The organism is Roseateles sp. AC306 (genome assembly GCF_979253795.1).
On sequence record NZ_CEEDEB010000001.1, the window covers coordinates 844209 to 860180 of the forward strand.

A 15972-nucleotide genomic window follows, 5' to 3' on the forward strand; every position below is an offset into this window, starting at 1 on the left:
TCAGAAGAACTTGGCGAACTTGTCGACATTGCCGGCGTCGTAGGTGAAGGGCTCCGCCATCACGCCTTCCGTGTTCGCGTCCAGCGTGACCGTGCCGACGCGGCCGACGCTGATCTTGGCGCCCGGGCTCGCCGTGGCCTTGCCGGTGACAAGGCCGTGGGCGATGGTGACGGCGGCGTAGCCCAGGTCGATGGGGTTCCAGATGGCGAAGCTCTTCACCGCGCCGCTGCGCACATGTCCGGCCATTTCGGACGGCAGGCCCAGGCCGGTGACGAAGACCTGGCCCACCTTCTTCTCGTCCTGCACGGCCTTGGCGGCGGCGGCGACGCCGACCGTCGTCGGCGCGACGATGGCCTTGAGGTTGGGGTAGCTCTTGAGCAGGCCCTGGGCCTCGCGATAGCTCTTGTCGGTCTGGTCGTCGCCGTAGACCACGCTGACCAGCTTCAGCCCCTTGGCCGCGGGCTGGGCCAGCGCCTTCTTCATCTCGGCGATCCACAGGTTCTGGTTGGTCGCCTGGGCCGTGGCCGACAGCACCGCGATCTCGCCGTTGCTGCCGATGGCATCGGTCGTCAGGCTGACGAGCTTCTGGCCGATCAGCGCGTTGGACGACGGCGCGAGGTGCACGAGGCGCCCGTCCTTGCGCACCGCCGAGTCGAAGGACACGACCTTGATGCCGCGTGCCATGGCCTTCTTGAGCACGGGCACCAGCGCGTCGGGGTCGTTGGCGGACACAACGATCGCCTTCACGTTCTGCGCGATCAGCGTGTTGATGACCTCGATCTGCCCCTCGGCGGTGGCCTTGGACGGGCTGGCGAGCACGATCTCCACGCCGCCCAGCGCCTTGGCCGCTTCCAGCGCGCCCTGGTGGGCGGCGAGGAAGAAGCCGTTGCCGGAACTCTTGGCGACGAGGGCGATTTTGTCGGCGGCCTGCGCGGCCTGGGCAGCCAAAGAGAGGGCGGCGGCGGAAACGGCAAATGCCAGCGTGCGGCGGCTGAGGGTCATGGTGCGGTCCAGGAAAGAAGGGGCCAAGGCTGCGGCAGGCTATCCGGTCTCTCGGCCCACAACGCGCAAGCGGTTGAGCGAAGCTTCCTATTGCGGCATCGTCGCCTGTGCAGGCAAGCCGTGCTCCGCCGTGCTGCCCATACCGTCGAACGGCCGCAGGCGGAAGGCTACGCGGACGGGTTCCAGCTTCGTGCGGTACTGCATATGCGGCTGGCCGACAGGGCTCCAGGAGTTGTCGCCGCCCACGCCCCATTGCGCGCCGTCGATCAGCAACGTGCCGTGGCTGCGCGGGACGATGTCGCTGCTCTTCCAGGTGCCGGGCGGGCGGCGATAGAGGTCGGTGTAGGGGAAGGCCAGCGCGTTGGCCATGAAAAGCTGCTTGCCCTCCACGCGCAGGCCGTGGCCGCCGCCGGAGACCTCCAGCCAGCGCACGTCGACCTTGTTGCCGGTGTCCTGCGGACGCATGTAGTCGTGGTTCTGCTCGGCAATGGCGCCGCGCCACAGACCGACGGCCGCGCTGGTCTTGCGGTCAACATAGCTCTCGTGCGGGCCGCGGCCATACCAGCCGACATCGGCCATCGTCAGCGGGATGTCGAACCACAGGCCGACGCGCACCGGCGGCGGCAGGTCGCTCTTGAGTGGGGTGAACAGCGCTGCCACGTCGACGCTGCCGTCGCCGCCCATCGTGTAGGTGGTGGTGAAGCGGGCCGCGCCGGCGCCGAGGTGGTGGTCGACCATCACCTCCGCGCCGCCCCCCGCCAGGCGGCGGCTCACCACCGAGCGGACCTGGCGTTCGCCAGTCATCAGCTTCCAGGGCGCCTGCTGGCGGACCGTGCCGGTCAGCGTGTCGTTGTCAGTCTCGGCGCGGAAGAAGTTCGGCCGACCACCGCTCAGCAGCGGCTGGCCGGCCTTGCCATAACCGGCCAGCAAGCCGGTCTTGCGGTCCAGCGTCAGCGTGACGCCGGCGGCCGACAAAGTGGTGGCGTCGGCGCTCTCGGTCAGCGTGACTGAGCCGCTTGCAGGCTGCGCCAGCGTGATGGCGTGCGGCTCGACGGCGAACTGCTCCCAGCCGACCACATGGCCTTCGGGCACCAGCGGTACCGCGCCGGCGAGGGTCCTGGCGCGGATGGTGACAAGGTACTCCGCACCCGGCTTGCGCTTGTGCAGGTGGACGGGCACCGCCAGCGTCTGCGTCGCACGCGCCGATGTCTTGAATCCCTTCATGGTGCCCGTGGCAATGCTCATGCCGTTCTCCAGCAGCACCCACTCAAAGGCAAAACCCGACAGGTCGCGGAAGTCATGGCGGTTGCGCACCACGACCGTGCCCGCCTTGGCGTCGAAGCCCTCGAACTGGATCGGCGAGTAGACCTTCTGCACCTCGTAGACGTGCGGGTTGGGCGTGCGGTCGGGCTGGATGAGGCCGTCACCGAACTCGATGTCGCCACCCGGGTTGGGGCCGTACTCGCCGCCGTCGCCCCAGTAGCGTTTGCCGTCCTTGGTGGTGCGATACATCGACTGGTCGACCCAGTCCCAGATGAAGCCGCCCTGCAGCTTCTCGTGCTGGTAGATCGTGTCCCAGTAGTCCTTGAAGTTGCCACCCGAGTTGCCCTGGGTGTGGGCGTATTCGCACTGGATCATGGGCTGGGTGCGGCTCGGGTCGGTCGCCCAGTCCACCATCTTCTCGATGTCGTCGTACATCGGCGCGTAGATGTCGACATAGGCGTTGGGTGCGTGCTCCCAGTCGAGCGTGCCCCAGCCGAGATAGGAGATCAGCCGCGAGGGGTCGCGCTTTCGTGCTTCCGCGGCGGCCTTTTCGAAGGTGGGGCCGATGCCCGCTTCGTTGCCGAGCGACCAGAAGATCACTGAGGGGTGGTTCTTGTCGCGCTCGACCATGTTCATGACGCGGCTGACGTGCGCGGCCTCCCACGCCGGGTCGAAGCCGAGCTGCAATTTCTGCCGCAGCTCCGGAAACCTGTTGCCATAGTCCATGTAGGCATGGCTCTCGATGTTGGCCTCGTCCATGACGTAGAGGCCGTACTCGTCGGCCAGCGCATACCAGAGCTCGGCGTTCGGGTAGTGCGAGGTGCGCACGGCGTTGATGTTGTTGCGCTTCATCAGCTCGATGTCGCGGCGCATGGAGGCTTCCGACATGACATGGAAGGTCTCGGGGTCATGCTCGTGGCGGTTGACGCCGCGGATGACGATGGGCCGGCCGTTGACCATGACCAGGCCGCGCTTGATCTCGACCGTGCGGAAGCCGATGCGCTGCGGCGTTGCCTGGATGAGCTTGCCGTCGGCGTCGAGCAGTTCCACCAGCAGCGTGTAGAGGTTGGGCGTTTCGGCCGTCCATTGGCGCACGTTGGGCACGGGCGCGACGAGCGTCTCGGTGCGGGCCGCGCCGGCGGCGACCGTGCCGGCTTGCGTGGCAACCACCTGGTCGCCGTCCAGCAGCGTCATGCGCAGTTGCAGCGGCTGGGCGCGCTCGGTCAGCGTCACGTCGGTGGACAGCAGGCCGTGGCGATAGTCCTTGTCAAGGCCGGCGTGGACGAACAGGTCAGTCAGCCGGGCCTTCGGTACTGCCTTCAGGTACACCGAACGCTCGATGCCGGAGACGCGCCAGAAGTCCTGGTCTTCCAGGTAGGAGCCGTCGGACCAGCGGTGGATCTGGACGGCGATGACGTTCTTCTGAGCGGGCTTGAGGAGCGCCGTCACGTCGAACTCGCTGGGCAGCTTGGAGTCCTCCGAATAGCCCACCTCCGCGCCGTTCACCCAGACCCGGTAGGCCGAGCCGGCCGCGCCGATGTGCAGGATGACGTCCTGTCCGGCCCAGCTCGCCGGCACCTCGACCGTGCGCCGGTAGGAGCCCACCGGATTGGTGGCGTGCGGGATCAGCGGCCGGTTGGCCGGGTGGGGATACGTGATGTTGTTGTAGCGGGCCTGGTCATAGCCTTCGGCCTGCCACATGGCGGGGACCTTGATGGTCTTCCAGCCGGAGACGTCGTAGGTCGGCTTCTCGAAGCCCGTCGGTACGTTGTCCGCAGACGGCGAGAAGCTGAACGACCAGGGGCCGTCCAGCGACTGGTAGCGCACCGAGCGGGTCTTGTCGCCGGCCAGCGCTGCCGCGCGGCTCTCGAACGGGAAGTGGGTCGCCACGGCCGGCAGCTTGCCGCGCGCGAACACCGCCGGGTTCTCCCAGTCGGGCCGCGAGGCGTCCACCTGCACGGGCTGCACCTGGGGCGCCTGCGCCTGCACCACCGCCGCTGCGGCGCCCAACAACAGCGCCATCAGTCGCGCCATCCGTCTTGCTTGCACAGGCATCTCCAGGAATTTCAAAGCACGGTGATGTCTTTGTGCTGGGGCACGAGCGCCTTCATGACGCCCCACGCGACGAGGTAGGCCAGTGCGCAGCTGGAGAACATGATCATGTAGCCCGTCGTCAGGTCACCGCGCGCACCGTAGGCGTCGAAGATCCAGCCGCCGAGCTTGGACACGGCCACGCCGCCCAGCCCGCCGGCCATGCCGCCGATGCCGACGACCGAGCCGATGGCCCGCTTGGGGAACATGTCCGACACGGTGGTGAACAGGTTGGCCGACCAGGCCTGGTGCGCCGATGCGCCGACGCCGATCAACAGCACGGGCAACCAGTAGCTGATGCCACCGAGCGGCTGGGCCAGCAGCACCACCAGCGGGAAGAAGGCGATGACAAGCATGGCGCGCATGCGGCCGTCATAGGGCTTGTAGCCGCGCTCCATGAAGTAGGTCGGGAACCAGCCGCCGCCGATGCTGCCGATCATGGTCATGCTGTACAGCACGGTCAGCGGCAGCGCGATGTCCGTCGTGCTCATGCCGTACTGGCTGGTGAGGTACTTGGGCAGCCAGAACAGGTAGAACCACCAGACGCCGTCGGTCAGGAACTTGCCGGCGACGAAGGCCCAGGTCTGGCGGTGGGCGAGCAGGCGGAACCACGGCACCTTGGCGCCGTCGACGGCGGGCTCGGTCGTCTCGCGGTCGCTGTTGATGTAGGCCAGCTCGGCGGCGCCCAGACGGCGCTGGCGGGACGGCGCGTCGTAGAAGGTGAGCCACAGCGCGACCCACAGGAAGCCGATGGCGCCGATGGCGATGAAGGCCATCTGCCAGCCCCAGGTGACGGCGATCCACGGCACCGTCAGCGGTGCCAGGATGGCGCCGATGTTGGCGCCCGAGTTGAAGATGCCGGTCGCGAAGGAGCGCTCCTTCTTGGGGAAGTATTCCGCGGTCGCCTTGATGGCGGCCGGGAAGTTGCCGGCCTCACCCAGCGCCAGCACGGCGCGCGACACCATGAAGCCGATCACCGACACCGGCAGCCCGACGCCGAGCGCCACCAGCACGGTGCCGATGGGCACGGAGAAGGCATGCATCATGGCGCCGAGCGACCACACGACGACGGCGATGGTGAAGGCCCGTTTGGTGCCGATGGCGTCGATGAACCGGCCCGCGAACAGCATCGAGATCGCGTAGCCGAACTGGAAGACGGCGGTGATGTTGGCGTAGTCGGTGTTGGACCAGCCGAACTCCTTGGACAGCGACGGCGCCAGCAGGCTCAGCACCTGGCGGTCCAGGTAGTTGACGGTGGTGGCGAAGAACAGCAGCGCGCAGATGGTCCATCTGTACTTGCCGATGACTTGTGGATTCATGGTTGAGTTCTGAGTTCAGTCGGTGACTAGTTTGTCACCGACGAAGACGCGGTAGCGCCGGATGCGGCCGGTGACGCCGTCCGGCCCCTGGCGCGGCGTGTAGCGCAGGCCGGCGATGTCGGTCGGGCTGCCCAGGTCGATGATGAGGCGCGGCGGGCCTGCAGGCTTGACGGCGCCGCTGTAGGCGGTGTGCCAGTAGTCCGTCGCCTGGCCATTGATCGCGTTCAGCGCGCCACCGTCTTCCTTGCGTGCCTCCTCGCTGCTGGCATAGGCGATGGTCCACGCCGTCTGGTTCAGCGGCTTGCCCTGGGCGTCGAGCACGGCGAGCTCGGCGATGGCTGCGTGCGGTTTCCCGTCGAAGGCATCGAGCACCTCGATGCAGAGCTGGCGGCCGCGCGCCGGTTCGGCGAAGCGCACGTCCTGGGTCGCGGAGCCGCTGGCGAACTGGCCGACATGCACCGGCGTCAAACCGGCCAGGCGCGGGCGGGCCGTGCTGGGCGGGCGCGGCAGGTCGAGCTCGGGTCGCAGCCGGTCGAGGACGGGTGCGGTCTTGCCCACGATGCGGTTGGCGCGCGGCCCGGTCAGGTCCAGCACCACCACCTCGTTGCGGCCGGCGTTGATCCACGGCCCCGGCAGGAACATCGTCTGCGTCGGGCCGATGCTCCAGTAGCGGCCCAGGCAGCGGCCGTTGATCCAGACGACGCCCTGGCCCCAGGTCGACATGTCGAGGAAGGTGTCGGCCGTGGTCGTCGCGTCGAAGCTGCCGCGCCAGAAGGCGGGGCCGGCGGCTTTCCTGGCCTGCCATTGCAGCGGCGGCAGGTCGCCGTCGGCACCGAAGTCGATGGCGCGGATCTCCCAGCCGGTGAGTTCCTGCGCCCCACCCTTCGTGCGGAACAGCACCGGGCCTCGCAGGCCCTTGCGGTCGTGCACCTCCATGCCGAAGTTCACGCGGGCAATCGTGTAGAGCAGGATCTCGACGGTGGTGTCCCGTGTGCGCGCCGGAATGTTGACGCTGAAACGGCGGTGCCGCGTGTCCATGGTGCCAGCCAGGCGGCCGCGAACGAACACCCAGGCCAGGTCCCGTGCATTGGCCGCCTCCAGCTTGCCGGCGGGGCCGGCCGGCAGCGTGACGCGATAGGCGACCAGACCACGGCTGATGTCGTCCTGCTCGATGTTCCTGGGCGACTCGGCCTGTATCGCTTTTGCGGGCAGGTTGGCCAGCACGGGCGCGGTCTCGGCGAGCGTGAACGCGGGGATGGCCATGACCGGCAGCGGGGCCGGCGGGTCGGGCAGCACTTCGCCGGGTTTGAGGTGCTTGGCGAGGCAGTCGCGGTAGGTGCGGAACTTCTCGCCGACCCAGCCGGCTTCGCTGATCGGCGCGTCGTAGTCGTAGCTCGTCGTGTCCGGGCGGAAGGGCCGGTCGCAGCCGCCCCACAGGCCGAAGGTGGTGCCGCCGTGGGCCATGTAGAGGCTGAACGAACCGTTGGCCTTCAGCATCATGTCGATGTCTGAAATAGCGCGGGCGTTGTCGCCGCGCTTGTGTGGTGAGCCCCAGGTATCGAACCAGCCGGAGTAGTACTCGCCGCACATCAGCGGCCCCTTCTGCAAGGCGGCCAGCGCCTTGAAGCCGGTCACCGGGTCGCTGCCGAAGTTGGCCACCGTGAACAGCTCAGGAATGTGCGTCTTGCCGACCGCATTGGTCGGGTTGCATTGGAACAGCGGCACGTCGAAGCCACCACCCAGCACGGCCCCGCGCATGACGCGCATGTAGTCCTTGTCGTCGCTGAGGAAGCCGTACTCGTTCTCCACCTGCACCATCAGGATGGGGCCGCCACGGCTGATCTGCTGGTCGCCCAGCACGCGGCCGACCTCCTTCATCCAGCGCCGCACCGGCTGCACAAAGGCGTCGTCGCGGCTGCGCAGGAAGGCGTCGCCCGGATGCTTGTTCAGCAGCCACCACGGCAGGCCGCCCATTTCCCATTCGGCGCAGGCATATGGGCCCGGACGCAGGATGACCCACAGGCCTTCCGCCTGCGCCTGCTTGCAGAACTCGACAGCGTCGCGCTGGCGTTCCCATTGGTACTGGCCTTCGCGCCATTCGTGATAGTTCCAGAACAGGTAGGCGCACACCGTGTTCATGCCCATCGCCTTGATGGCCTGCAGGCGGTGGCGCCAGTACTCGCGCGGCACGCGGGCGAAGTGCATCTCGCCGCAGCGGATCTGCAGCGGCTGACCGTCGAGCAGGAAGTCGTTCTCGCCGATGGCAAAGCGGGGCGTGGCCGCGCTGGCTGACGGTGGGTTCAGCAGCAGCGTGGCGCCGGATGCTGCCGCGCCCAACAGTCGGCGACGAGGGAGAAGAACGGTCATGGGTGGTTCCGTGAGGTCTTGATCGAAAAAACCCTGCCCCGCGGCTGCGGGACAGGGCAAAGGCACGCGCTCAGCGCGGCCCGGAGAGACATCGAGTCATTGATGAGAAGGGCTCTCGCGCGGCCTTCCTAGAACGCCACCCGCACGCCCACGTTGAAGCGGCGGCCGACGTCCTCCAAGGTCAGGAACTGCGACTCGTTGTTCGCGTACTCATGCATGCGCTCGTTGTTGAGGTTGATGGCGTCGGCATACAGCGAAACCGTCGGCGTGACGTTGTAGCGCACGCTCGCGTCGGCCTGGCCGTAGGCTGCACGGGTGCGCGGCAAGGTGCTGCCGCCGCCGCAGTCGACGGAGAAATGGTTGCGCCAGTTGTAGCTCAGGCGCGCCTGGAAACGGCTGTTCTCGTAGAAGACGGAACCGTTGTACGACTGCTTCGACAGGCCGGGGTAGCCGCAACTCGGCGCCCCGCCCTCACGGGTCGCGCTGGCATCCACATACGTGAAGTTGGCCGCGACACCGAAGCCCTGCAGCAGGCTGCCGTTCGCATCGAAGGCATATTGGCCGGCCAGTTCCAGCCCCTTGATCTTGCCCTGCTGGCCGTTGCGCACACGGGTGTCGTGCGCAATCTCGGGGAACTGCGGCAGCTGGACATCGACGAGCCGGGTTTCCAGGAAGTCGGTCACCTTCTTGTGGAAGAGCGCGGCGCTCAGATAGTTGGTCTTGGACAGATACCACTCGAGCGACGCATCCAGGTTGGTGGAGCGCATGGGCTTCAGGTAGGGGTTGCCGCCGCCGGTCTGCACGTCGCCAAAGCGGCCGCCGTACCAGTTGTTCACGCCCATCTGGTTCAGGGTCGGGCGCGTAAGCGTCTTGGACGCCGCCAGGCGCAGCACCAGCTCGCGGGTCAGGTCCAGCTTCAGGTTGGCCGAGGGCAGCAGGTTGTTGTAGATGTTCTCGACCGTGTTCACCGTGCTTGGGCCGTACTCCAGGATGTAGGTCGTGTCGTTGGGGCTCTTGACGGCCGACAGCAGCACCCGGCTGATGCCGATGGCCGTAGAGTTCACGCGGACATACCGCATCCCGGCATTGCCGGACCAGCCGTCACCCTCCCACTTGCTGTCCACGAAGAGGCTGGTCACCTTCTCCTTGACGCCCCACATGGATGGCCTGGTGTAGTCGATCGCCATCGGGCCGTTCGGGAACTTCGTCTTGTCGCCATAGAGCGCCGGGTCGTTCGACTGCGCGATCTGCGCCGGTTGGTTGAGGTAGGCCATGTAGGCCTGGGGGTCGAACCGCAGGAAGGTCGCCGGCATCGCCCCTTCCTTGCCGAAGATGTTGTCGAGCTGGCTGACCGTGAACAGCGACGCGGGCAGCGACAGGTGATAGCCGCTGTAGGCGTTCCAGGAATCGCTGTTCCATTGCGTGCGATCGACCTTGCGGCGCGAGGTCGACAGGCCGAACTGCAGCCCCTTGAAGTAGCCGATCTCGTGGTCCCAGCCCAGGTTGAGCCGGCCTTCCTTCAGATCGTCGCCATTGCGGATCTGGCCGTAGGCGACGGCATGGGCGCGTACGGCAGCGGGGTCGGACAGGCTGTCGCCGAATTGAATGGCCGGCGTGCCTTCGAAGGTCAGCGTGTCGCCATTCTTGGGCACCATGCCGGCGACGATCCACATGTCGGGCGTGCTCGAGGTCGTGCGCGAGGTGGACAGATCCCCTTCCAGATTCCACTCCGACGCCAGGGCCCACTTGGCGTTGACGCCGAAGGCCTTGGTCGTCGACAAACGATCGCCAGCCTTGACGATCATGTCGTTCGAGTTCGCTTCACCGAGCAGCTTGCCCGGCCCGGCGATCTCGGGGTTGTTGGCGAAGAACGTGGAGCCCGGCCGCAGGAAGCTGGTGATCTGGTTGTCCGAGTTGAACTTGACGCCGAGCTGGGTCGGGTTGTTCCAGTCGCTGACCGCGATGACGTCGTTCTTCTGGTCCAGGCGCGAATACAGCGCGTCGGCCGACAGCTTGAGCCCTGCGGTCGGGTTGAATTGGACGGCGCCCGCAGCCACCAGGCGCTTGCGGCGCTCGTTTTCTTCCTGGAAACCGTAGCTCTGCGGGATGTAGAGCTTCTTGACCGTCACGTCGGCCATCGTCAGGTTCCTGGAATTCAGATCGCCGTTGATCAGCGACACGTCCTTGTAGTTCCACGCATCGTTGACCGCCTTTGTCTGCTTCGACGCGCGGTCGGTATAGGACAGCGAGCCACTGACGCCGAAACTCCGGTCGTCATTCGCGAATGAGTACATGGCACTCGCGTTCGGCGTTTTCTTTTTAGAACTCGAATCGTAGGAGCCAGACAGGTTCACGACTGCGCTGTAGCCCTTGCGGCCCGACAGCGGCCGCGCAGTTTGAATATCGACCGTGGAGCCAATGCCGCCTTCCGGCAGGAAGGCCTGAGCGGTCTTGTAGACGAGCGCCTTCGAAATCAGGTCGGACGAAAGCAGATCGAATGAGAATTCGCGGCCCCCGGTATCGCTGGTCATCGTGCGCCCGTTGACGAGCACATTGTTGAATTCAGGTCCCAGCCCGCGAACGGAGATATATCGACCTTCGCCATTGTTGCGCTGGATCTGGACGCCGGTGACACGCTGGAGTGATTCCGCGATATTGGTGTCAGGGAATTTGCCGGCGTCCTCCGCCGACACGGCGTCGACAACGCCCTCCTGCATTCTCTTGGTCGCCACGGAGGATTCCAAGGACGCTCGAATGCCGGTCACGACCACGCGCTCCAGGTCCGGCTTGGCGTTTGCTGAATCCTGCGCAACCGCTGGAAGCGCCAGCCAAAGTTGGCCGATCAGGCCCGCGAGAGCTGTTTTCACGAAAATATCAGACCGCATGTTTGTCTCCTTAGGGGTTGACTTTCAAGCGTGCAATGGGATCTCCATTTACAGGCTTGGTACCGTCAAGAAGGCATTTCGCCACTTGCCCGGGAATTACGCCAACCGATGCGGCGGCGTAATTCTCCAAGGCTAGCAGTGACGCGATTTGAGCTTGTATGCCGTTTCTATCCCGCGCTATGAATATTTGGTAATGCTCGGCTGATAAATCGACGCGCGCCAAAGTATCCGCCGATAGGTTTTCGACGTCATGCAATATCACAGCTACAGGGAAATATTTTGAAACGTCTCCGCGGTTTGCGAGTGATTAGGCCCCTATTCCAGAATCAAAAGATTCATGTTTGAGGACGCCACTGCAACACGCGCACCTTGCTGGGCGGGACGTTGGCGGCGCCCTCCCCGTCTACCTGCTGCACGGCTTGCAGGAACAGATTCAATTCGCCCTTCGTGCGCCACAGTTCCGTGTCGAAGCTCGGCTCCCAGGCACCCACCGCATCCGCGGTCAGGTCACGCACGCTCCAGCGCATCGCGTCGAAGTCGGCAATGCTGGCGACCGAGACCTTGCTGCCGCGCTCTTGGTCGCGAAACACGAGCAGCGCCGTGGTCTGGCCAGCGTGCAGGCCGACCATGATCTGCGGCCTTGCGATGGGAATCGCCTTGGTACCCGCGCCGCTGAGAGAGAACGGCGTGCGGCGAAAGCCCAGTTCCAGCTCTTTCCACACACCACCGCTGCGGTAGACGACCTGGTATTGCGGCACCATGCTGCCCGGGCGCCGCCAGTAGCTGGCGATATAGGGCTGGCCATCCTTGTCGGCGGACATGGACGTCTGGTTGATCAGCTCGCTGTTCTGCGGGATGCGCGCGGCGTACTCGGCACTGGCCGCCGTGATGGGCAGCGTGTAGGGCCGGCCGGCCGAGGTCTCCCAGCTGCGGCCGCCGTCGCGCGAGCGGGCATAGGCCATGTCGTGGTTGCTGGCCACGTCGGGCGATTCCCGCCAGACCCAGGAGACATGCAGCGTGCCCCGGTGGTCGAGGAAGGCCTGCCAGTAGGCGTTGCGCTCGCCCTCACCGCTGATCAGGTTGCTGTGCAGCCGCGCCCATGTCTGCGTGGCCACGTCGTAGCGGTTGATGACCAGGTTGCCCCGACCCGAGCCGCCGTCACGGTAGAAGAACAGCAGGTTGCCATCGGGCTGGCGATGGAACTCGGGATAGGAGACGGAACCCTCTTCCTGCCCCGTCATCGGCAGCTTGTCGGTCAGCTCCAGGCCGCCAGGGCGCAGGCCGCGCGCATAGCGCAGCGCGTTGTTGTGATGGTCCCAGGCGACATGCAGCGTGCCCGAGCCGTCGACCATGATGCTGATGCTGTTGTGGGCATCCAGCGCGTTGCCTTTGAAGGGCGTGGTCTTCAACGTCCAGGCATCGCTGCCCAGCGGGCGCTTGCCCAGCACGACGTTGGCGTCCTTGTCGTAGAAAGCGATGTATTGCGTGTCGCCGTGCGTGACGAGGGAGTTCTTGCGGAACACCACGGCGTTGACGGAGTTGCGCGCCCAGCCGTCGGCGACCTCCGAGATGCGTACGACACCGCCTGTCGGCGCGACCGCGCAACTGGCGAGCAACACCGCGATGACCAGGGCAAACGCTGTTGTCTTCTTCATGGGAGAGAAAAGGTGCGAGCCTCGCATGAAGCCCGCCCCGCATTCAATCAACGCGGCGATCAGAACCTGCCGCGCAGGCCGATCTTGAAGGTGCGACCGTCGTACTTCGCGTAGTCCATGCGCGTCTTGTCGCCCAGGCCGTACTGACCAGTGGCGTCTTCGAAGTAGTCGTAGGCCAGCGTGTTGGACAGGTTCAGCGCCTCCAATCGGATTTCAAGCGCATCGTTGATCTTGTAGCTGACGTTGGCATCGAGGTAGCCCCGGCCGGCGCGCCAGCGGATCAGGTCGTCGCCGTTGTTCTTCGGGTTGTCGCCGTGCAGGGAGCGGCCCTTGTAGTTGTATGACGTGCGGAATGCGAACGGGCCGTTCTCGTAGTAGAGCGTCGCGCTGTACGCGTACTTGGGCACCGAGTTCACCTCGATGACGCTGCCTCCGTTGGTCGTCCACACCTGGCTGTTGAAGGGGTTGATGTGCGTGTAGCTGGCCAGCGCGCCCAGGCCCTTGAACGGGTCGGGCAGGAAGGTGAACGCTTGCTGGTAGGCCAGCTCGAAGCCCTTGAGCGTCTGCTTGCCGGCGTTGCTGAATGTGCGCAGCGTCATCGGCAGCGCCGGGTCCACCTTGCCCTGGGCGTTCTGGAAGATGGCGCCGAGCGCGGTGTCCGGCAGGCCCAGCGCGCCGAAGGTGGTCTGCACGTTGGTGCTGAAGGTGGCGTCGGTCAGCTCCTTCCTGAACAGCGCGGCCGACAGCATGCTGCCTTTCTGGAAGTACCACTCCAGGCTGGTGTCCAGGTTCTTGGACCTTTGCGGGCGCAGGCCGGGGTTGCCGGCTGTCGCGGTGTTGTCGAACGGATTGGGGATGACCGTCTGCGCCGCGATGATGGACAGCGACTGGCGGCTCAGCGTCTTGCCCCAGGAGGCACGCCAGGTGAGGTTGTCGGTCAGGTCCAGCGCGGCGCTGAAGGCCGGCAGCACGCTGGTGTACGAGCCCTTTTCCTGATTGGGCGCGTAGGTGAGGCTGGCGCCTTGCTGCTTGTAGTTGTCGATCAGCGTCGCGGTGCGCGCGAAGCGCACGCCGGCGTTCAGGCGCAGCTCCTTGCCGAAGACCTCACCCTTGAAGTCGGACTGGACGAAGGCGGTGGACACGTTCTCCTGCGCCTTGAAGCTCTGCGCCGGCGTGAAAGTCGCCTCCGAGTTGAAGGCCAGCGGGTCGAAGGTCGAGTAGGTGTAGCCCCGCGTGAAGGTGCCCCAGGCGTGCGGCCAGCCGGCCCCCATGTCAAGGTTGCCGATGGGCAGGTCCGAGGTCATGCCCGAACGCAGGCCGGCGGTGCCGAGCGTGTTGAGCTTGGTGGTGGCGGCGGATGTGCCGTTGCGCTTGTTGATGTCCTTGGACGTCTCGGCATAGGCCAGGCCGACCTTCAGGTGGCCGGTCCAGTCGCCTGCCAGGCTGTAGTCCCAGTCGGCCACGATGCGGCCCTGGTTGCTCTTGTCAGTCTCGCGGGTCCAGCCGGTGCCGATGCCGAAGCCCTGGAAGTTGGCCGGGTTCGTGTAGCTGACCGGCGAGGACATGGACGGGTAGACGTGGTCGCTCCCGTAGTCGATGGTGGAGTCGACGCCGAAGATCTGGCCGGAGAGCGTGTCCTGGTAGCTCAGCGCCTTGCTTCTGTTGGTGCTCAGCTGGCCGCTCAGCACCAGCTTGTCGCTCACGGTCCAGCGGGCGTTGGCGGCGACGTAGCCGAACTGGGTTTCGTCATTGCTGTAGGTCACGCCGCTGCTGTAGGACGTGTTGCCGAAGGTGCCGGTCAGCAGGTTGGACGTCGGGTCGATCTTGACGTTGAGCGGGATGAAACCGTTGTTGCCCGCCTGGCCCGCGGGCTTGGTGCGATCGGTGGTGCGGCTGTTGCGCACCAGGATGCCGAAGTACATCTCGTCGCGCGTGTTCTTCAGCTTGGAGTAGAGCGTGTCCAGACTGACGTCCAGCGTCGGCGTCTTGTATTGCAGGGACGACACCAGGCCGTCACGGCTGCGGTCGTTGGACGAGCCGTAGAAGCGGTAGATGCGCGGCAGCAGCGCGTTGTCCACCTCGGCGCGGGTGTAGCCGCCGAGGTTGGCGCGCGGGCTGTCGTAGTCCAGCGCCACGGCGAAGTTGCCCTTCACCGGGCTCTGGCTGCCGCGTGCCGAGCTGTTGTAGCCGCCGGTCGCCTCGAAGCCGGAGCGGTTGTTCACGCTGGAGGAATGCGACACGCCGGCGAGGAAGCCCAACGGCCCCCAGGTGTCGGAGAAAAGCGCGAAGCCCATCGGGTCCGTTTTGCCGGACGTGGTGTTGTGCGCGGCCGTGAGGCCGTAGCGGATGGTGCGCTTGGGATTGTCGAAGGGGCGCGGGGTCTGCAGGTCCACCACGCCGCCCATGCCGCCCTCGCTCAGTTCGGCGAGCGGCGACTTGTAGAAGTCCACCCGGCCGAAAAGTTCGGACGCGAACACGTCGTAGTTGAAGCCGCGTGCCGCGCTGCCGATGGTGGCTGTGGACGTGGCATTGACCAGCGCGCCGTTCAGCGTGGTGACGGTGTACTCGGTGGGCAGGCCGCGGATGGAGATGCGCTGGCCTTCACCCGAACTCTCGTCGCGGTTCAGGATCACGCCTGGCACGCGCTGGAGGGATTCGGCCACGTTGGCCTCGGGGAACTTGCCGATGTCCTCGGCGACGATGGAATCGCGCACGCCGATGGCCTGCTGCTTCAGCGCCATCGATTTCTCGAGGCTGGCACGGAAGCCGGTGACGACCACCGTCGAAAGCTGGTTGGCCTCGGGCTTTGCGGCACCGTCCGCTGCAGGCTGGGCCGGCGCGGGCGCGGGCGCCGGGGCCGGGATCGTCTGAGCCAAGACCTGGCCATATGCGGCGGCAAGCGCCATCGAAATCGCCGAAAGAATCAGTTTCTGTTTCATTGTCTCTGCTCCATATGCCCCGAGAGGCTTTTCGTCACCATGACTGCGTTTGAATCCGACGCCATGGCTGCCCGTTGTCGTTATGTGCGTGCCGGTGGGCTCTCCCCACCCGGCAGAAGTCGGCGAGCCGCCAACCTTATGTCAACGTTACCAGCTGGACTTGAAATTAGCCTATATTTCTTCTAGTCGACGCCTGCGTTTCAACAGTAGCAATCGTATTTCTGCACCATCCAGGCGCCCGGCGCTGGCGTGTTCACTGCCATCAGTCCGGAGTTTTTTTATGCAAGAAGTGCAGCGCAAAGAATCATCCAAACACGTATATGGTAGCGTTGCCTCATTGCGCCGAAAGTCGACTCTACGCGCCCTTTTTTCTTACCACCTACGAATCATCGTACGGCCGAACGCTCACCAGGCGGCCTAAAAACACCCGTTCTTGGCGCATGGTAACGTT

General features: G+C 65.6%; 7 protein-coding genes. All 7 read right to left on the reverse strand.

What is annotated here, in order from left to right; all coding sequences use genetic code 11:
• The 7 genes from rhaS to AC0IZJ_RS03585 all read right to left on the reverse strand — a co-directional run bounded on the left by rhaS (position 1) and on the right by AC0IZJ_RS03585 (position 15521).
• Positions 1 to 1002: a rhamnose ABC transporter substrate-binding protein gene (gene rhaS / locus AC0IZJ_RS03555; RefSeq protein WP_471846708.1), complete on the reverse strand. Its 1002-nt coding sequence runs from the start codon at positions 1000 to 1002 to the stop codon at positions 1 to 3.
• Positions 1003 to 1089: 87 nt separating this feature from the next.
• On the reverse strand, positions 1090 to 4287 hold the full coding sequence (locus AC0IZJ_RS03560) for a glycoside hydrolase family 2 TIM barrel-domain containing protein (protein WP_471846710.1): 3198 nt from the start codon (positions 4285 to 4287) through the stop codon (positions 1090 to 1092).
• Positions 4288 to 4331: 44 nt separating this feature from the next.
• On the reverse strand, positions 4332 to 5675 hold the full coding sequence (locus AC0IZJ_RS03565; protein ID WP_471846712.1) for an MFS transporter: 1344 nt from the start codon (positions 5673 to 5675) through the stop codon (positions 4332 to 4334).
• A gap of 15 nt (positions 5676 to 5690) precedes the next feature.
• Positions 5691 to 8042: a beta-galactosidase gene (locus AC0IZJ_RS03570; protein ID WP_471846714.1), complete on the reverse strand. Its 2352-nt coding sequence runs from the start codon at positions 8040 to 8042 to the stop codon at positions 5691 to 5693.
• A gap of 128 nt (positions 8043 to 8170) precedes the next feature.
• The gene (locus AC0IZJ_RS03575) at positions 8171 to 10927 is read right to left on the reverse strand and encodes a TonB-dependent receptor (protein ID WP_471846716.1); all 2757 of its coding nucleotides are present in this window, start codon (positions 10925 to 10927) and stop codon (positions 8171 to 8173) included.
• A gap of 335 nt (positions 10928 to 11262) precedes the next feature.
• A complete protein-coding gene (locus AC0IZJ_RS03580; RefSeq protein ID WP_471846718.1) occupies positions 11263 to 12582 on the reverse strand; it encodes a BNR repeat-containing protein in 1320 nt (439 codons plus the stop codon).
• Positions 12583 to 12641: 59 nt separating this feature from the next.
• Positions 12642 to 15521, reverse strand: coding sequence for a TonB-dependent receptor (locus AC0IZJ_RS03585; protein ID WP_471846720.1), 2880 nt, complete (start codon positions 15519 to 15521; stop codon positions 12642 to 12644).
• Between the last annotated feature and the right edge of the window lie 451 nt (positions 15522 to 15972).